Annotated in this window: 15 protein-coding genes; 4 read left to right on the top strand and 11 right to left on the bottom strand. The window is 68.9% G+C overall.

Annotated features, from left to right (window positions below; translation table 11 throughout):
• Positions 1-6 precede the first annotated feature (6 nt).
• Complete coding sequence (locus C8D93_RS05110; RefSeq protein WP_110264082.1) at positions 7-948, top strand: MBL fold metallo-hydrolase; 942 nt, start codon at positions 7-9, stop codon at positions 946-948.
• 198 nt (positions 949-1146) lie between these two features.
• Positions 1147-2127: a tRNA dihydrouridine synthase DusB gene (dusB, locus tag C8D93_RS05105; protein ID WP_110264081.1), complete on the top strand. Its 981-nt coding sequence runs from the start codon at positions 1147-1149 to the stop codon at positions 2125-2127.
• 25 nt (positions 2128-2152) lie between these two features.
• Here the strand turns inward: dusB and C8D93_RS05100 are convergent, their stop codons facing one another.
• The gene (locus C8D93_RS05100; protein ID WP_110264080.1) at positions 2153-3397 is read right to left on the bottom strand and encodes a GGDEF domain-containing protein; all 1245 of its coding nucleotides are present in this window, start codon (positions 3395-3397) and stop codon (positions 2153-2155) included.
• A gap of 76 nt (positions 3398-3473) precedes the next feature.
• Positions 3474-4100, bottom strand: coding sequence for a glutathione peroxidase (locus C8D93_RS05095; protein ID WP_245903821.1), 627 nt, complete (start codon positions 4098-4100; stop codon positions 3474-3476).
• 29 nt (positions 4101-4129) lie between these two features.
• Between C8D93_RS05095 and C8D93_RS05090 the strand changes: the two genes are divergently transcribed.
• Together C8D93_RS05090 and C8D93_RS05085 are read left to right on the top strand one after the other, a co-directional pair.
• Positions 4130-5122 carry a hydrolase gene (locus tag C8D93_RS05090; protein ID WP_110264079.1) on the top strand — a complete coding sequence of 331 codons (993 nt, stop codon included), beginning with the start codon at positions 4130-4132 and terminating at the stop codon, positions 5120-5122.
• A gap of 119 nt (positions 5123-5241) precedes the next feature.
• Positions 5242-8118 (top strand): bifunctional diguanylate cyclase/phosphodiesterase, encoded by a 2877-nt coding sequence (locus tag C8D93_RS05085; RefSeq protein ID WP_146216514.1) that lies wholly within the window; start codon positions 5242-5244, stop codon positions 8116-8118.
• On the opposite strand, the gene C8D93_RS05080 is transcribed toward C8D93_RS05085, so the two are convergent.
• The 9 genes from C8D93_RS05080 to urtB all read right to left on the bottom strand — a co-directional run bounded on the left by C8D93_RS05080 (position 8115) and on the right by urtB (position 17159).
• Positions 8115-8303, bottom strand: a complete 189-nt coding sequence (locus tag C8D93_RS05080) for a hypothetical protein (protein ID WP_110264077.1) — start codon at positions 8301-8303, stop codon at positions 8115-8117. The genes C8D93_RS05085 and C8D93_RS05080 overlap by 4 nt on opposite strands.
• A gap of 15 nt (positions 8304-8318) precedes the next feature.
• Positions 8319-8714 carry a tRNA-binding protein gene (locus tag C8D93_RS05075; RefSeq protein ID WP_110264076.1) on the bottom strand — a complete coding sequence of 132 codons (396 nt, stop codon included), beginning with the start codon at positions 8712-8714 and terminating at the stop codon, positions 8319-8321.
• Between the two features lie 4 nt (positions 8715-8718).
• Positions 8719-9786 (bottom strand): aminotransferase class IV, encoded by a 1068-nt coding sequence (locus C8D93_RS05070; protein WP_110264075.1) that lies wholly within the window; start codon positions 9784-9786, stop codon positions 8719-8721.
• A 44-nt stretch (positions 9787-9830) separates the two neighbouring features.
• Positions 9831-11486 (bottom strand): biosynthetic-type acetolactate synthase large subunit, encoded by a 1656-nt coding sequence (ilvB, locus tag C8D93_RS05065; RefSeq protein WP_110264074.1) that lies wholly within the window; start codon positions 11484-11486, stop codon positions 9831-9833.
• Positions 11487-11793: 307 nt separating this feature from the next.
• Positions 11794-12750 carry an outer membrane beta-barrel protein gene (locus C8D93_RS05060; protein ID WP_110264073.1) on the bottom strand — a complete coding sequence of 319 codons (957 nt, stop codon included), beginning with the start codon at positions 12748-12750 and terminating at the stop codon, positions 11794-11796.
• Between the two features lie 126 nt (positions 12751-12876).
• Positions 12877-13569, bottom strand: coding sequence for an urea ABC transporter ATP-binding subunit UrtE (gene urtE / locus C8D93_RS05055; protein WP_110264072.1), 693 nt, complete (start codon positions 13567-13569; stop codon positions 12877-12879).
• Positions 13570-13585: 16 nt separating this feature from the next.
• Positions 13586-14419: an urea ABC transporter ATP-binding protein UrtD gene (gene urtD / locus C8D93_RS05050; protein WP_110264071.1), complete on the bottom strand. Its 834-nt coding sequence runs from the start codon at positions 14417-14419 to the stop codon at positions 13586-13588.
• A complete protein-coding gene (gene urtC, locus C8D93_RS05045) occupies positions 14416-15510 on the bottom strand; it encodes an urea ABC transporter permease subunit UrtC (protein WP_110264070.1) in 1095 nt (364 codons plus the stop codon). Before urtC ends, urtD begins: the two co-directional genes overlap by 4 nt.
• Complete coding sequence (gene urtB, locus C8D93_RS05040; protein WP_245903820.1) at positions 15510-17159, bottom strand: urea ABC transporter permease subunit UrtB; 1650 nt, start codon at positions 17157-17159, stop codon at positions 15510-15512. Before urtB ends, urtC begins: the two co-directional genes overlap by 1 nt.
• Positions 17160-17254 lie beyond the last annotated feature (95 nt).

The raw sequence follows: 17254 nt of genomic DNA, 5'->3' as shown, positions 1-17254 counted from the left end.
GTGTCGATGCGCGGATCGGTGTGGGCGCTGGTCGTCGTTGCGGGGCTCGGAGGCGGAGCACTGCTCTGGAGCTTTGCGCCGAGCGCCCTGCCGGTGTCGATCGAAGCGCCGCTGACGTTCCCGATCACGGCGCCGCAGCCACCGCCCGCGATGCGGGTGGGGGTTCTGCATGCCGGCCGCATGCTGTCTCGCGGCCTGTTCGCCTATCGCGGTGGCGATGCCGGCGAGCGCGTGTTCGGCATGGACGCCGTCATCGTCGAGCATCCGCGCGGAACCCTGCTGTTCGACGCCGGCTTCGGGCGCCGCGTCCACGAGCACGCGCACACCCTTCCCTGGCTGATGCGCCGGCTGTCGCGCATCGAGGCAGAGACGCCGGTCGTCGACCAGCTTGCGGGTGCGAGCATCGCCATCGAGTCGATCAAGGGCGTCGTGCTCACCCATGCGCATTGGGACCACGTGTCCGGGCTCGACGATCTGCGCGGGGTGCCGGTGTGGATCAACCGGGCCGAACTCGACTTCATCCGCGGCACGGATCCCGCGGCGCGGCTCGCACGCGAACTCGGCGACCTCGACTACCACCTCTACGCCTTCGACGGCCCGCCGTACTGGGGCTTTGCCGCCAGCCACGACGTATTCGGCGACGGCTCCGTCGTGCTGGTACCGGCGGGCGGCCACACGCCGGGTTCGGTGATCGCATTCATCCATGCACCGGACGGACGCAGCTATGCGCTGATCGGCGATCTCGCCTGGCAGCGCGAGGGCGTCGACATCCCGGCGGAACGGCCATGGCTGGCGCGACGCCTCGTCGACGGCGACGAGGCGGGCGTGCGCGAGGTGCTGGTGCGCGTGCACCTGCTGCAGCGTGCGGTGCCGCAGCTCCTCGTCGTGCCGGCCCACGACCGCCGCGTCATGGAGCGCCTGCCGCCAGCGCGGCGTGACGACGCCTAGCGCCGCGGTCATCCGTCCTAGGAGCCTGGGCAGCCGAAACGCGCGCGGCTGCGATTCACCATTGCGGCCATCTTCCGCGCGGCCGCTCGGCCAATAGTCCCTGCCATTGGCCTCGAATCAACGCGAGACCTGTCCCGAAATGGCTTTGCCTCGCCTGCGCGGTTCCTGCCGCCCTGGCTCCTGGGCGACAATGCACCGATGCGTATCGGCCCCCATCTGATCGACCCGCCGCTGGTGCTGGCCCCCATGGCCGGTGTCACCGACCGTCCGTTCCGCCAGCTGTGCCGGCGCCTCGGCGCCGGACTCGCGGTGTCGGAGATGACGACGTCTGACGCAAGCCTCTGGCATACGGACAAGTCGCGGCTGCGGCGCGATCACGCCGGCGAGCCCGGACCGATCTCCGTTCAGATCGCCGGATACGACCCGCAGCAGATGGCCGATGCCGCGCGCTTCAACGTCGATCACGGTGCGCAGATCATCGACATCAACATGGGCTGTCCGGCCAAGAAGGTCTGCCGGGTCGACGCAGGCTCGGCCCTGCTTCGCGACGAGACCCTGGTCGCGCGCATCTGCACGGCGGTGGTCGCCGCGGTCGAGGTTCCGGTGACCCTGAAGATCCGTACCGGTTATTCGGCGGCGCTGCGCAACGGTCTGCGCATTGCCCGGATCGCCGAGGATTGCGGCATCCAGGCCCTGGCCGTCCATGGGCGCACGCGCGACCAGCACTACACCGGCGCCGCCGAGCATGCGACCTGTGCGCTCATCAAGCAGGCCGTGCGTATCCCGGTCATGGTCAACGGCGACGTGGACTCGCCGCAGTCGGCGCTCGAGACGCTGCGAGTCACCGGCGCCGATGCGGTGATGATCGGCCGCGCCGCGCAGGGGCGGCCGTGGCTGTTCCGCGAGCTGGCGCACTATCTGCAGACGGGCACCGTGTTGCCGCCGCCCACGCGGTTCGAGATCCGCCGCTGGCTGCTCGAACACCTCGATGCGCTCTACGGGTTCTACGGCGAGGCACGCGGCGTGCGCGTCGCGCGCAAGCACATTCGCTGGTACTGCCAGGATCATGCGGGGAGCGAGGCCTTCTGGGGGGCGGTCAACGGGCTGACCGACGCCGATGCGCAGCGCGCGGCAGTGGCCGCCTTCCTCGACATGCCCAGCGACCTGCGCGTCGCCTGATCGCGCCGCGCAGCGGCATCCGCGGTCAGCCGCTCGCCGGCGACGCGGCGAACATCTCCAGCCGGTTGCGGCCGGCGCGCTTGGCCTGGTACAGCGCCTGATCGGCTTTCTCGTAGGTCGCCGAGACCGGCTCCAGCTCGGTGACGCAGACCGCACCGATGCTCGCGGTGACGACGCCGTGGGGACTGTCCTCGTTCTCCAGGCCTAGGCTTTCGATCGCCGCCCGCAGACGTTCGAGGCGCTCGACCGCGCCCTCGGGACCGCAGTCGTAAAGGAACAGCACGAACTCCTCGCCGCCGATGCGCGCGGCAATGTCACCGGGGCGTCGGGCAAACGGCTCGATCGTCAGTGCCGCCTCCCGCAGCACGCCGTCGCCGTGCTGGTGTCCGTAGCGGTCGTTGATGCGCTTGAAGTAGTCGAGATCGATGACGGCGACCGCGTAGCCCTTCCGGTCGCGGCGGCCGGCGCGTGTCCAGCGTTCGACGTGGCTTTCGTAGGCGCTGCGGTTGGCCAGTCCGGTGAGAAAGTCGATCTGCGCGCCGACGCGCATCAACTGCAGCAGGGCCCAGTTCTGCCGGCGGGTGCGCTGCGAGAAGACGCTGGAGACGAGCGCCAGGGTGAGCAGCACGGCAATCGTCAGGGTCTCGGTCGGCGAGCGGGGTCCGCTGGCGCTGCTGGCCAGCAGGTCGGAGCCGACCAGGATCAGGGCGTAAAGCAGGTTGAACACCAGACTGCGCAACGCCGGCAGGCGCGCGAGCGCCAGCGCGGCCACGGGAACCGCCACCGAGATCACCGGCGTCACCCGGTAACCCGCCAGATCGGCGTGGTAGCGCAACACCTCGATGGCTGCGGCCTCCAGCAGGAACGCGGCGATGAAGGCGTTCTCGACCATCACGCTGCGCGGCCACAGGAACAGCAGGGCGGTCACGCCCGCGAACACCGGCGACAGGACCAGCACGCTGAGGTAGAGCGTGAGCATGCGCGTGTCCTCGGGGACCCCGAGCATCGCCCAGCTCCATGCCGGCGCCGAGACGAACAGCAGTGCCGTCACCAGGCTGGTGGTGATGCGGGATGCGGCCGCCTGCTCGCGGGAATACGCCTTGAACGCGCCTTCGAGCGGTTCCGGGAATCGCATCAGGCCCAGCTCGCCGCGCGAGACGCGCGCCAGAACCAGCCGGAACTCCGTTACCTGCTGCGCGGAGATGAGCTCCGCCGCCTCCGATTCCCGCAGCCGCAGCCGCGCCAGCAGTGCGCCGATCCGTTTCAGCACCGGACCGGGCAGGGATTCGGGACCGTTCGACCTGTCATGGCGCGCACAGCGGCGGAGAGGAAAGCCATCGCGCGGATCAGCGCGCGAGCGCGGCCTCGATCGCCGCACGCAGCGTCGCGCCGTCCGGCTTCACGTCGCTGCCGAAGGCCTGCACGCTGCGTCCGTCCCTCGCGATCAGGTACTTGTGGAAGTTCCATTTCGGCGATTCGCCGGTGATCTCGATCAGTTCCTTGTAGAGCGGGATCGCGTCGCGGCCGCTGACGTTCGACTTCGTGAACATCGGAAAGCTCACGCCGTAGTTCACCTTGCAGAACTTCGCGATCTCGGCGTCGTCGCCGGGCTCCTGGCCGCCGAACTGGTCGGACGGAAAGCCGAGCACGACCAGCCCCTGGTCGCGGTATCGCTGCCACAGGGCCTCGAGGCCCTCGTACTGGGGCGTGTAGCCGCACCGGCTCGCCGTGTTGACGATGAGCACGGCCTTGCCGGCATGCTCACACAAGGATTCCTCCGGACCGACGAGCCGCTTGGCCGACGTGTCGAGCAGCGGGCTGCCGCAGGCGGCGGCAGCGCCGTACGGCGCCGTCAGCGCTGCGGCGAGCAGAACGGCCATCAGGGCGATGGAGGGTCGCATCACGGGACGGTGCTCCAGGTCCGGGAGGTCGATGGTACGCTGCATCGGCGTGGCGAGGTGTGCGGGTATCATGCCTTGCCATCCTGCACGGCGCGACGACCATGTACGAGCGGGGCTCACACGGGCGTGTCATCGACAGCGACTTCGAGCCGCATCCGCTGTTGCGCGGCGCGCACGCGCAGACCATCGTCCCGACGCTGTTGCGGCCGCCACCGGACCTGGCGCTGCGTCGCGAACGGCTCGAACTGCCCGATGGCGACTTCGTCGATCTGGCTTGGGCCGGCCCTGAACGCGGCCCGCGTCTGGCGGTGCTGGTTCACGGACTCACCGGCGGGTTTCAGTCCAAGTACCTGCGCGGCACTGCCCGCGAACTGATCGCCCGCGACTGGCGGGTGGTGATCCTGCAGTTGCGCGGCGGCGGCGACGAGCCCAACCGGCACCCGCGCTGCTACCACCATGGCGACACCGCCGACCTGCGGTACCTCTGGCGACTGCTGAGGCAGCGCGAGCCGGGTGTGCGGCTGGCCGCCGCCGGCTGGTCGCTCGGCGCCAACGTGTTACTCAAGGCGCTCGGCGAGGAGGGCGATGCGGCGCCGGTCGAGGCCGCCGCCGCCGGCTGCGCGCCGTTTCGTCTGGAGATCTGCGCCGAGAAACTGCGCAGCGGCAGCGCGCGCCTCTACCAGGCGCGGCTGCTGCGCGACCTGAAGGCCATCGTCGCGCGCAAGCACGCCGCGGTACCGGCGCCGGTCGACATGGCCGCGGTGCAGGGCGCGCGCGACTTCTTCGAGTTCGACGATCGCTACACAGCGCCGCTCAACGGATTTCGCGATGCGCGTGACTACTACGCCCGCTGCGAGAGCGCCGGTTTCGTCGGCGCGATCCGCCGGCCCACGCTGATCGTCAACGCCCGCGACGATCCGTTCATGACGCCGGACGTGCTGCCCGCGGCCGAGTCACTGTCGCCCTCCGTCACGCTCGAAGTTTCGCGTCGCGGCGGGCACGTCGGCTTCATCGCGCCAGGGCGTCGCGGGCTACCGTTCTTCTGGCTCGAACGCCGTCTGGCTGCCTACCTCGACGGAAGCGTCGCGGGCTGAAGCGCGCTCGGCGCGCGCTGCCGACCGCCTGTCCGGGCTTCCCCGACCCGCGTCCCGCGCCATGCGAGCCTCATGGTGCAGTCAGCCGCGGGCGTGTGCCCGCTACCGGGGTTTCTCACGTGATTCCGCTGCCTTCGACCTTTCCAGCGCCGACCGATCCGGGCTCCGACGAGAGCGCGGACCGCTGGCGGTTCGCGGTCGAGGCCTCCGGGCTCGGTGTCTGGGACTGGAATGCGCAGTCCGGCGCGGTCTACTACTCGCCGGAGTGGAAGGCGATGCTCGGCTACCGCGAGGCCGATATCGGCGATGGCTTCGAGGAGTGGGAGCGGCGCGTGCATCCGGAAGATCTGGCCGATGCGCGAGCGCAGATTGATGCGCACCTTCTCGGTCACACGCCGATGTACGTCAGCGAGCACCGGCTGCTGTGCCGCGACGGCGCGTACAAGTGGATTCTCGCGCGCGGTCGCGTGATCGACCGCGACGCGCGGGGCGAGCCGCTGCGCGTCGTCGGTACCCATACCGACATCACCGAGCGCAAGCGGACGCTGTCGCGCCTGCACGAGCGCGAGGCACGCTTCTCGGCGGTGTTCAACTCGACGTTCCAGCTCATGGGCGTCGTCGAGCCCGACGGTCGTGTCATCGAAGGCAACGAGACGGCCCTGAACTTCGCCGGGCTGCAGCCGCGGGACATCGCCGGCCGGTTGTTGTGGGAGCTGCCGTATTTCCAGACGTCACCGGAAACCTCGGCACTGGTGCAGGACGCCGTGCACCGCGCGGCCGCGGGCGAGCTGGTGCGTGCGGAGATCGAGGTCCTGGGCGCGGGCGATGCCCGCATGACCGTGGACTTCTCGCTCAAGCCGGTCCGCGACGCGCTGGGCCGGATCATGTCGCTGATTGCCGAGGGGCGCGATGTCTCCGAGCGCAAGCACATCGAGCAGGAGGTGCGCGAACGCGAGCAGCACCTGCGGCTGACGATCGCCGCATCGCCGATCGGACTGGCGCTGGTCGGGCTCGATGGCAGCTGGCTCACCGTCAACGACGCCGTCTGCGAGATCGTCGGCTACGCCAACGACGAGCTGATGCGGATGACCTTCCAGGACATCACGCACCCGGACGATCTCGGCCCGGATCTGGATCTGGTGCAGCGGACGCTCGCCGGCGAGATTCCCGGATACCGATTGTTCAAGCGTTACGTCCACAAGGACGGCAGCTTCGTACCGATCCAGCTCGACGTCACGCTGGTGCGGGATACCTGCGGCAAGCCGCTGCACTTCGTGTCGCACATCCAGGACATCTCCGAGCGACGTCGCTTCGAGACCCTGCTGCAATGGGAGAAGGAACGCTTCAAGGTAGCCCTGGCGTCGATCACCGATGCCGTGCTGATCACCGACACGGCCGGGACGGTGGATTTCGCCAACCCCATTGCCGAACGCCTCTTGGGTCTGCCGCCGGCCGATCTGATCGGGACCGCGCTCGCGGATGCGGTCGATCTGCGCGATGACGTGGGGGACCCGCTCGAGCTCCTGCAGGCGCTGCCGGACCGTCACGCATCGCACACCCAGGGCGTGGCGCAGCTGCGGCGCGGATCGCTGCCGTTGCTGACGCTGGAGTACGCGCTTGCGCCGCTCAAGGATGCCCAGGGTGAGCCCATCGGCTTCGTCTTCATGCTGCACGACGTCACGCAGGCGCGGGCCCTCACGCGCGCGCTGGAGCATCAGGCGACGCACGACGCGTTGACCGGGTTGATGAACCGCTCCGGCTTCGAGCAGACGCTCGAGCGCCAGCGGCTGTCGAGCGTACGCCAGCCGCGGCCCTGGTGCCTGCTGTACCTGGATCTCGACCGCTTCAAGATCGTCAACGACACCATCGGACACGACGCCGGTGACGAGTTGCTCCGTGCCCTGGCCGTGCGCCTGCGCGCAATGCTGCGCAGCACCGATACCTTCGCCCGCCTCGGCGGCGACGAGTTCGGCGTCATTCTCGACGAGTGCAACGAGCGCGAGGCCGAGCAGATCGCGGCGAAGCTGATCGATGCGGTGGACCGGTTCCGTTTCCGGCGCGACAAGCAGCAGTTCCAGCTCGGTCTGTCGATCGGCATCGCCGCGCCGCCGACCGAGGTCTACACCGTTGCCGATCTGCTACGCATGGCGGATGCGGCCTGCTACGTGGCCAAGCGGACCGGACGCAATCGCGCCTGCGTCTATCGCGATAACGGCATCGACGGCGTCACGCCGGCGGTCGAGTTCAACGCGGTCAACGCCCTGCAGAGCGCGTTCGACGAGCAGCGTCTGCGGGTCTACGCCCAGAAGATCGTGGATCTGGAGAGCGGCAACGCCGTCGGCATGGAACTGCTGACGCGGCTGGTCGGTGACGACGGCAGCGTGATCCCTCCGGACCGCTTCCTGCCCGTGGCGGAACGCAACGACCTGATCACCCGGCTGGACAGCTGGATGCTGCGCAGCGCCGCGCGCTTGATCGGGCAGAATGGCGGCGGTCTGCCGCGGGACTGGTACGTCACCGTCAATGTCTCCGGGCTGTCGCTGTCGGATCTGCGCTTCCACGGCGTGATCAGCGAGGTGCTGTCCTCGAGCGCCGAGTTGCGCGACCGGATCTGCTTCGAGATCACCGAGTCGGCGGCGCCGTCGAACTGGCACGTGACACTCAAGGGGATCGAGCTCCTCAGGTCCCACGGGTCACGGGTGCTGCTCGACGACTTCGGGTCCGGCTTCACGTCGTTCAACTACCTGCGTCATCTGCAGGTGGACGGCATCAAGATCGCGCAGGACTTCACGTCGTCGGTGAGCGGCGACCCGATCAACGAGCCCGTGGTCTCGATGGTGGCGCAGCTCACGCGCAAGCTGGGCATCCAGGCGATTGCCGAGGGCATCGAGGACGCGTCCACCGCCAGACAGCTGCACGCACGCGGCATCCGCCTGGGCCAGGGCTTCTTCTTTCACCGTCCGCAGCCGGTGGAGGATCTGCTGGTGCCCGCCTAGGGGCGCTCCGGAATCCACTCGCGAAGGAACTCGTCCGCATCGAGCCGCGCGAGGGTCGCGGCCGGCAGGCAGACCATGTCCGCATCGTAGGACACGGCGAGAATCACCCAGCAGCGCTGGTCGTCGTCCCAGCGCATCTCGCAGCTGCGTTCGGCGGCCAGGCGCATGGCCTCGGATTCGAGCATGCCGCCAGTCTACGCTCAGGCCACCGGTGCGCCATCCGGCGGCGCGCCGTCTGGCGCGAGCAGTTGCACGGTGCCGTCCGGCTGCAGCGCGCCGAGGATCAGGAACTGGCTGGTGAAGCCGGCGATGTTCTTCTCGCCGAGATTCAGCGCACCGACGACGCGGCGGCCGATCAGGGCATCGATGGCGTAGTTCGTGACCTGCGCGCTGGTCTGCAGCACCCCCACGACCGGGCCGAAGTCGACCTTGAGCCGGTATGCCGGCTTGCGTGCCTTGGCAAAGGGTTCGGCGGCGATGACCGTGCCGACGCGCAGGTCCACGGCGAAGAAACCGTCGGCACCGCAGACCGCTTTGCGCGGCAGCTTGTCCGGCGCGTACGGCAGGTTCTGGCTGTCGATCTGATGTTGACCCATGGCTTCAGGCTCCCATTGGCTCGACGGTGTCGCACCAGGCGCGGCCGCCGTCGCCCGGGGTCTCCTGCGCCCGCTTGAGCGCGGCATGCACCGACTCGATCAGGCCGGTCTCGCGGAAGCGGATCTCGCGCTGTCCGTCGCCGATGGCGGTGATGCGCGCGATACGCGCGGCGGTTCCCGTGCCGAACGCGCTGCCGAGCGTGCCCTCCGTCCCGGCCTGCGTCAGCGCGGCCAGCGTCAGTACGCGCTCGTGGCAGGCGATGCCGCGCTCGGCGAGCAGCGTCATCACGCAGTCACGCGTGATGCCGGCGAGGATCGTCCCGTCCAGCGGCGGCGTGAACACCTCGTCGCCGATCTGCACGAACAGGTTCATCGTGCCGGCCTCGCCGAGCTGGGTGTGCGTCGCCGCATCGAGCCAGGCGACGTCGTCGTAGCCGCGCTCCTTCGCGCGCAGCAGGCCGCCGATGCCGGCCGCGTAGTTCGCGCCAGTCTTGGCCGCGCCGAGTCCGCCGGGCGCGGCGCGGATCAGCTCGGGCTCGGCCCACAGGCGCACGGATTTGGGCAGCGGATCGCCGCACGGCGTCACGACGATGCTCAGCCGGTGACGCATCGCCGGTCGCAGTCCCAGGCATTCCTCCTCGGCGAACAACGTCGGTCGCAGGTAGAGCGAACCGCGGCCGTGCGGCGGCACGTAGTCGGCATGCACCTGCACGGCGAGCCGGCACAGCTGCAGGATCAGGGCCTGTGGCGGAACCGGCAGGTGCAGGCGTTCGGCGCTGCGCTGCAGGCGCTGCGCGTGCTCGGGCGCGCGGAACAGGTGGATGCCGTCGCTGGCGTCCCGGTAGGCCTTCAGGCCTTCGAATACCGACAGGCCGTACTGCGTGGCGCCACTGGCCACCGGCAGGGGCGATGCGGCGCGCGGCGTCAGGCACGGCGCGCCCCAGCCGCCTTCGGCGCGGTGCTGGCACTCGACGAGATACGGGCCGAGGTACTGGCCGAAGCCGAGCGCTTCGGGCGCCGGCCAGTCCGGGGGAAGCTGCGCGAGCAGCGGCACTTCGGGAGGGAGTTGCATGTCGGGGTGTCTCGGGGTTCGCGGAATTCTGGAAAGGGAAGGTGTCAGCAGATCGCTTCGGTGTTGGCGGCGCCGGCCGGCACCATCGGCAACACCTGCTCGGCCGTGTCGACCGGCGCGCGGATCAGCACCGGGCCCGGCTGACGCAGGGCCTCGCGCAGCCGCGGCAGCGGATCGCGGGTCAGGCCCAGATCGACGGCCGGTATGCCGAAGGCCTCGGCGACCGCGCACAGCGCCGGTGGCCGCTGATACAGGGAGCCGATGAAGCGGCGCTGGTAGAACAGGTTCTGCTGCTGGCGCACGAGGCCCAGCGCGGCGTTGTCGAGCACGACCAGCTTCACGTCGAGCTGCAGGTCGGCCAGGGTGGCCAGCTCCTGCAGGTTCATCAGGATGCTGCCGTCGCCGCAGAAGGCCACGACCGGCGCTTGCGGCGACGCCAGTGCCGCGCCGATCGCCGCCGGCAGGCCGAAGCCCATCGTGCCGAGGCCGCCGGAGGTCAGCCAGCGTTCGGGGCGCGTGAACGGGTAGTGCTGCGCGGCCCACATCTGGTGCTGGCCGACGTCCGTCGTGACGTAGGCGTCGGGACCGACTGCCGCGGCCGTCGCGCGGATCAGCGCCGGTGGCTGCCGCGGATCGTCGACCGGCGCGGTGTCGGCAAACTCGCGCTGCAGCGTGGCGATGCGCGTGCGCCACTGCGGCCGTGTCTGGCGGCGCACCGCGTCGGCGAGCGCGCGCAGTGCGGCGCCGGCATCGGCCTCGATGCCGAGATCGGGGCGCCGCAGCTTGCCGAGTTCGCGTGCATCGATGTCGATGTGGATCACGCGCGCCCGCGGTGCGAAGCGGTCGGCGCGGCCGGTGACGCGATCGTCGAAGCGACTGCCGATCGCGATCAGCAGATCGCATTCGTCGATGGCCTGGTTGGTCGCGCGGGCGCCGTGCTGGCCGAGCATGCCGAGCGCCAGCGGATGACCGTGCGGCAGCGTGCCCAGCGCCATCAGCGTCGTCGTTGCCGGGATGTCGGCGCGCTCGGCCAGCGCGACCGCCGCCGCCTGTGCGCGCGCCTGGGTGACGCCACCACCGAGGTAGAGCACGGGCCGCCGGGCGGCATCGATCATCGCTGCGGCTTCGGCGATGGCCTGCGCATCCGGCGCAGGCGCGCCTTCGCGTGGAGCCACCTCGGGCAGGCGGTCGAGCTTGATGCGCTCGGTCTGCACGTCCTTCGGCACGTCGATCACCACCGGCCCCGGGCGCCCGCTCTCGGCGATGCGGAAGGCTTCCGGGAGCACGTCGACCAGATCCGAAACATCGCGGATCTCGAAGTGGGTCTTGGTGATCGAGTCCACGAGATGGCCGGTGCGGATCTCCTGGAAGGCGTCGGTGCCGATCAGCGGACGCGGCACCTGGCCGCAGATCGCGACCAGCGGCACCGAGTCGGCCTTGGCATCGGCGACCGCGGTCAGCAGGTTGGTGACGCCGGGGCCGGACGTCGCGAGACACACACCGGCGCGACCGCTGGCGCGGGCGCTACCCTGGGCGATGAAACCCGCACCCTGCTCGTGCCGCGCCAGGACGTGGACCAGGCGCGAGTCCGCGAGCGCACGATACAGCGGCAGCAGCGCACCGCCGGGGATGCCGACGACATGCGTCAGCCCCTCGGCTTCGAGGTGGCGGGTGATCAGTTCAGCACCGTTGAGGTCCATGGCGGCTTTCCATCGTGAAAAGCCCGCTGGGTGGAGACCGGAGGTGTTCGCAACGAAAAAACCCCCGCCGGTCCTTGCGCCGGCGGGGGTTGGTGTTCGTACAGCGTCCCCTAAGGCGCGTCGCTGACGGCGACGACCCAAATGGCTACGAGGACGCTGTGCTTGAGCTGGTTCATTGCGTGAATTCGCAAAAATTGCGCGGAGACTAGCGGGGCGGCGATGAACCTGTCAATCGGTCATCGCCGCCGCGCGTGAAAGCCGCCGTGCCGGCCCTGACCGGCCGGCGCAGCGTGTCGCCCGCTCGCGATCAGAACGTGAACAGGGCTTCCAGTGCGATCGTGTCGACATCGCCGGCGGGACCGAAATCGTCCACCCGGTACTCGGCGACGAACAGCAGGTTGTCGCCGGCCTTGTAGCTGGGCGACAGCGTGATCGCGGAGTTCTCGAAGGTAGTGACGCCGGCGTCGTCCTCGACCGTGAAGTCGTGATAGCGGACGGTGAAACCGAACGGCCCGGTGGCGTAGTTGCCCATCACCAGAAAGCCATCCGCTTCACCCGCGTCGCCATAGTCGGCCACGTTGTACTCGCCCGCGAACGTGAAGCCGGCTGCCGAGTAGGACGCCCATGCGTTGATCACGTCCGTATCGGAGTCCTCGTCCGAGATGAAGAACACCTTCGCGGTCAGCCCTTCCACCGGATACACGGCCAGGCCGAGTTCGTAGGCGAAATCCTCGGTCTCCGGCGTGTCGTTGCGGTCCAGCGGATTGAAGGCGCTGGTGACCACAGAGGCCATCACGTCGACGGCGCCGCCGGCGTAGTAGGCCGATACGCCGTTCTGGTAGTACCCGTAGAAGAACGGGGCATAGCCGGTGCCGCTGTACTGGAACAGGCCCGTGGGTTCCTCGGTCTCCCAGCCGCTGTAGCTGAGGAAGCGGCCGGCCTTGACGCTGAACTGCTCGGTGAAGGCCTTGGCGACGAAGGCCTGTTCGACGAAGGTCTCGTCGTCGCTGCCGTCGAAGCCTTCGCCGTACTCGATGTCGACCTGGGCGGAAATGCCGTTCGAGCCCGCGAACATGAAGCTGGTCTCGAACTGGTCGATCCCTGCGCTGTCCGTGCTCTCTCCGCCGTCGGGGCTGCTCGACACATACGACATGTCGAGAAACCCTGTGATGCTGATGCCCGCCCCCAGCTCGATCTCGGCGTGCGCGACCGGAATCGCACCTGCCGCGGCAGCGGCGACCACGCCAGTGATGATCTTCTTCACTTGAACTCTCTCCTGATGAATGAAACGACAGCCGATTGACAGCTCACATCCGCCCCGGGAAGGGACGGCCCCAGTGCAGCAACAGCGCTTGTCCGGCCGGGCTGGTCCTTCATGGCCAGCGTCCGGTCACACCGTGAGGTGCTTGCGCACGATGTCGTCGGTCAGTCCGGCGATCGCGCTGCTGGCGACCAGGCGCCCCTTGTCGAGAATCCGGAACTCGCTGGCGACGCGCCGTGCGAACGGCAGCTTCTGCTCGACGAGCAGCACGGTGAGGCCCTGTTCGCGGTTCAGGCGCAGGATCAGCTCGCCGATGTCGTGGACGATGTTCGGCTGGATGCCTTCGCAGGGCTCGTCGAGAATCAGCAGCTGCGGGTCGAGCAGCAGTGCGCGACCGATCGCGAGCTGCTGCTGCTGTCCGCCGGACAGATCGCCGCCACGGCGCTTCGTCATCTGCCGGAGCACCGGAAAGGTCTCGTAGATGCGGTCGAGCGCGCCGGGCTTCGCGCGACCGGCGAGCAATGAAAGTTTCAGGTTCTCCTCGACCGTGAGTCGCGGAAAAATCTCGCGGCCCTGCGGCACGTAGCCGACGCCCAGCGTCGCGCGCGCCTCGGCGGGGCGCTTGCGCAGGTCGTCCTCGCCGAGCCGGATCTCGCCGGTCGCCGCCGGCAGCAGGCCCATCACGCACTTGAGCAGCGTGGTCTTGCCCATGCCGTTGCGGCCCATCAGGCAGGTGACCGAGCCCCGGGGGATGTCGAGGTCGATGTCCCAGAGAATGTGGGAGCCGCCGTAGAACTGGTTGAGGCCACGGATGCTCAGCATGTGCGACTCGCCTTGGTCACTCACCGAGATACACCTCGACGACCTTGGCGTTGTTCTGCACCTCGTCGAGCGAGCCCTCGGCGAGGACCGAGCCTTCGTGCAGCACCGTCACCTTGCGCGCGATCGAACGCACGAACGCCATGTCGTGCTCGACGACGACCACCGAGTGCTTGCCGGCGAGGCCGAGCAGCAGCTCGGCGGTGCGCTCGGTCTCCTGCGGCGTCATGCCTGCCACCGGTTCGTCGACGAGCAATAGCTGCGGGTCCTGCATCAGCAGCATGCCGATCTCCAGCCACTGCTTCTGGCCGTGCGACAGGCTGCCGGCGCGCGCATCGCGCTGATCCTTGAGGCCGATGGTTTCGAGCACCGACTCGATGCGCTCGATCTGCGCCGGCGTCAGCTTTGCGAAGAGGATGCGCCAGACGCGCTTGTCGCCGGCCATCGCCAGTTCCAGGTTCTCGAACACCGAGTGCTCGGTGAACACGGTCGGCTTCTGGAACTTGCGGCCGATGCCGGCGGCGGCGATCTCGGGTTCGTCGAGCTGCAGCAGGTCGATGGTCTGGCCGAACCACGCGGAACCGGAATCCGGGCGCGTCTTGCCGGTAATCACGTCCATCATCGTCGTCTTGCCGGCGCCGTTCGGGCCGATGATGCAACGCAGCTCGCCGGCGTCGACGTACAGGGTGAGATCGTTCAGCGCGCGGAATCCGTCGAAGGCGACGGTGATGTCCTCTAGGTAGAGGATCACGTTGTGCGAGACGTCGAGGCGTGGCACGCGCGAGCCGCGCGCCATGAACTCGAAGACGTGCTCGCGGTCGGCAAAGGTCTCGAGGGCGGCCGGCAGCTTCATGCGGTCTTCCTCGCACGCGCCAGCAGGCCGACGATGCCCTGCGGCAGGAACAGCGTGACCAGCACGAACAGTGCGCCCAGCGCGTACAGCCAGACTTCCGGGAAGGCGCCGGTGAACCAGGTCTTGGCGTAGTTGACGACCAATGCACCGAGCACCGCGCCGTACAGCGTGCCGCGGCCGCCGACCGCGACCCAGATGACGATCTCGATCGCGTTGATCGGCGCGAACTCGCCGGGATTGATGATGCCGACCTGTGGCACGTACAGCGCGCCGGCGATGCCGGCGAGTACCGCCGAGAAGGTCCACAGCCACAGCTTGTACGACTCGACGCGGTAGCCGATGAAGCGCGCGCGGCCCTCGGCATCGCGGATCGCGCGGATGACGCGGCCGGCGCGCGAGGCGGCGATGGCGCGGCAGGCGACGTAGCCGCCGCCGAGCGCGAACGCCGTGGCGAGGAACAGGCCGATGCGTGTCGCGTCCGCCTGCAGGTCGAAGCCGAGCAGGTCCTTGAAATCGGTCAGGCCGTTGTTGCCGCCGAAGCCCATCTCGTTACGGAAGAAGGCGAGCAGCAGCGCGAAAGTCAGTGCCTGGGTGATGATCGACAGGTACACCCCGGTCACGCGCGAGCGGAACGCGAACCAGCCGAAGACGTAGGCGAGCGCACCGGGCGCGAGCACCACCATCAGCATCGCGAACCAGAACATGTCGAAGCCGTGCCAGTACCACGGCAGCTCGGACCAGTTCAGGAACACCATGAAGTCCGGCAGCACCGGATCGCCGTAGACGCCGCGCGTCCCGATCTGTCGCATCAGGTACATGCCCATCGCGTAGCCGCCGAGCGCGAAGAACGCGGTGTGGCCCAGGCTGAGAATCCCGCAGTAGCCCCAGACCAGATCGACCGCGATCGCCAGCAGCGCGTAGCACAGGTACTTGCCGAGCAGCGTGACGGTGTAGGTCGACACGTGCAGCGCCGAGTCGGCCGGGACCGCGAGGTTCAGGAGGGGGACGAGAATCGCCGTGACGATCAGCACGCCCAGAAACACCTGGCTGCCGCGTTCGGTGAGCAGGGTCTTCAGCAGCGGCGTGTGCATCAGTGGCCCTCCGCCGCGCGGCCCTTGTGCGGGAACAGCCCGCGCGGACGCCGCTGGATGAACAGGATCAGGAAGACCAGCACGAGGATCTTCGCCATCACCGCGCCCGACCAGGGTTCGAGCAGCTTGTTGACGACACCCAGCGACATGCCGCCGATCAGCGTGCCCCAGAGATTGCCGACGCCGCCGAAGACCACGACCATGAACGAGTCGACGATGTAGCTCTGCCCCAGGTTCGGCCCGACGTTGGTGAGCTGCGACAGCGCAACGCCGGCCACACCGGCGACGCCGGCGCCGAGGCCGAACGTCATCGCGTCGACGCGGGCGCTGCGCACGCCCAGCGCCCGCGCCATCTCGCGGTTCTGCGAGACCGCGCGCACCTTCAGGCCCAGCGAGGTCTTGTTGAGCACGAGCTGCAGCAGCGCGAACACGAGCAGTGCGAAGATGACGATGTACAGGCGGTTCCAGGTCAGCGAGAAGACTTCGTTGATCTGCCACGAGCCGCTCATGAATTCCGGCGTGGCCACCGAGCGGTTTAGCGGCGAGAAGATCGAGCGCACCGCCTGCTGCAGGATCAGCGACAGGCCGAAGGTCGCGAGCAGGGTCTCCAGTGGGCGGCCGTAGAGAAAGCGCACGATGCCGCGTTCGATGCCGACGCCGACCAGGCCCGAGACGAGAAAGGCCGCCGGCACTGCCAGCAGCACGGCCAGCGTCGTGTGCTGCGGCAGCAGCAACTGCATGACGTAGGCGGTGTAGGCGCCGATCATCATCAGCTCGCCGTGCGCCATGTTGATTACGCCCATGACGCCGAAGGTGATGGCGAGGCCGATCGCGGCGAGCACGAGCACGGAGCCCAGCGACAGGCCGAAGAACAGGGTCTCGACACCGCCGTAGAAGCGGCGCCACTGGTCGATATGACGCAGGCCCGACAAGGCGGCGTCCCGCACCCGCGCGTCCGGCTCATCACGTTCGAGCGTCTTGAGGCGGTTGTAGACCGCGGTGCCGAGTTCGCCCTCAAGCGTGCCGACGGCCGCCAGCCGCACCTCGGCATCGGGCGAGGACAGGTCGGCGAGCGCGAGGCCGACTTCGAGGGCGCGGCGCACGCGCGCGCTGTCCTCGACCCCGAGCCGCGTGCGCAGTGCGCTCACCGTGGTGGCGTCGAGTTCGCGCAGCATCTCGTCGACGGCAGCGAGGCGCACGCCGGCATCGGCGTCGTCGAGGTCGAAGAGGGCGATGGCGCCCTTGAGTTTCTTGCGCAGGCGGTTGTTGGTGCCGATCTTGCGCAGCGCCGATGACTTCGCCGTACCGGCGGCACTGGCGTCGACCGGATCGACGAGTGCGACGCCGTCGTCGGCGTCCTCGGTGATGAAGACCTTGCCGTCGGACTTGCGCGACGCCAGACGGCCGTCGAGGAAGGCGGCGAGCAGCATACGCGTCTGCGGATGACGCGCTTCGAGCAGCGCATCGACGATGCGCTCCTTCTCGCCGAAGCCTGCCGTGGCGAGTTGCGCCACCTGCTCCGCATGGTGCGTGTCGCCCGGCGCCTGCGCGGCGGCGACCTGCAGACCGGAAGCGAGCAGCAGCGCCCAGCACCAGAGCATCAGGTGCGCGACGGTGCGGCCGGGCGGGCGATGGAGGCGAGCGGTCATGGTGTGGGTTGGGGCTGGAGAAAAGGGGCCGGCGCCGCGAAGAGCGTGTCGCAACGCCGGCCGAGTTCCCTACTTCTCAGAGGTCCCGTCTTTGA

This window comes from Sinimarinibacterium flocculans (genome assembly GCF_003201205.1).
Taxonomy (GTDB): domain Bacteria; phylum Pseudomonadota; class Gammaproteobacteria; order Nevskiales; family Nevskiaceae; genus Solimonas; species Solimonas flocculans.
This window is presented reverse-complemented; position numbering and strand designations above follow the sequence as displayed.

What these genes read in the sequence shown, in the direction of transcription:
- C8D93_RS05110 (WP_110264082.1), top strand. Translation starts at nt 7, where the DNA reads ATGCGCGGATCGGTGTGGGCGCTGGTCGTCGTTGCGGGGCTCGGAGGC.
- dusB (WP_110264081.1), top strand. Translation starts at nt 1,147, where the DNA reads ATGCGTATCGGCCCCCATCTGATCGACCCGCCGCTGGTGCTGGCCCCC.
- C8D93_RS05095 (WP_245903821.1), bottom strand. Translation starts at nt 4,100, where the DNA reads ATGATACCCGCACACCTCGCCACGCCGATGCAGCGTACCATCGACCTC.
- C8D93_RS05090 (WP_110264079.1), top strand. Translation starts at nt 4,130, where the DNA reads ATGTACGAGCGGGGCTCACACGGGCGTGTCATCGACAGCGACTTCGAG.
- C8D93_RS05080 (WP_110264077.1), bottom strand. Translation starts at nt 8,303, where the DNA reads ATGCTCGAATCCGAGGCCATGCGCCTGGCCGCCGAACGCAGCTGCGAG.
- C8D93_RS05075 (WP_110264076.1), bottom strand. Translation starts at nt 8,714, where the DNA reads ATGGGTCAACATCAGATCGACAGCCAGAACCTGCCGTACGCGCCGGAC.
- C8D93_RS05070 (WP_110264075.1), bottom strand. Translation starts at nt 9,786, where the DNA reads ATGCAACTCCCTCCCGAAGTGCCGCTGCTCGCGCAGCTTCCCCCGGAC.
- ilvB (WP_110264074.1), bottom strand. Translation starts at nt 11,486, where the DNA reads ATGGACCTCAACGGTGCTGAACTGATCACCCGCCACCTCGAAGCCGAG.
- urtE (WP_110264072.1), bottom strand. Translation starts at nt 13,569, where the DNA reads ATGCTGAGCATCCGTGGCCTCAACCAGTTCTACGGCGGCTCCCACATT.
- urtD (WP_110264071.1), bottom strand. Translation starts at nt 14,419, where the DNA reads ATGAAGCTGCCGGCCGCCCTCGAGACCTTTGCCGACCGCGAGCACGTC.
- urtC (WP_110264070.1), bottom strand. Translation starts at nt 15,510, where the DNA reads ATGCACACGCCGCTGCTGAAGACCCTGCTCACCGAACGCGGCAGCCAG.
- urtB (WP_245903820.1), bottom strand. Translation starts at nt 17,159, where the DNA reads ATGACCGCTCGCCTCCATCGCCCGCCCGGCCGCACCGTCGCGCACCTG.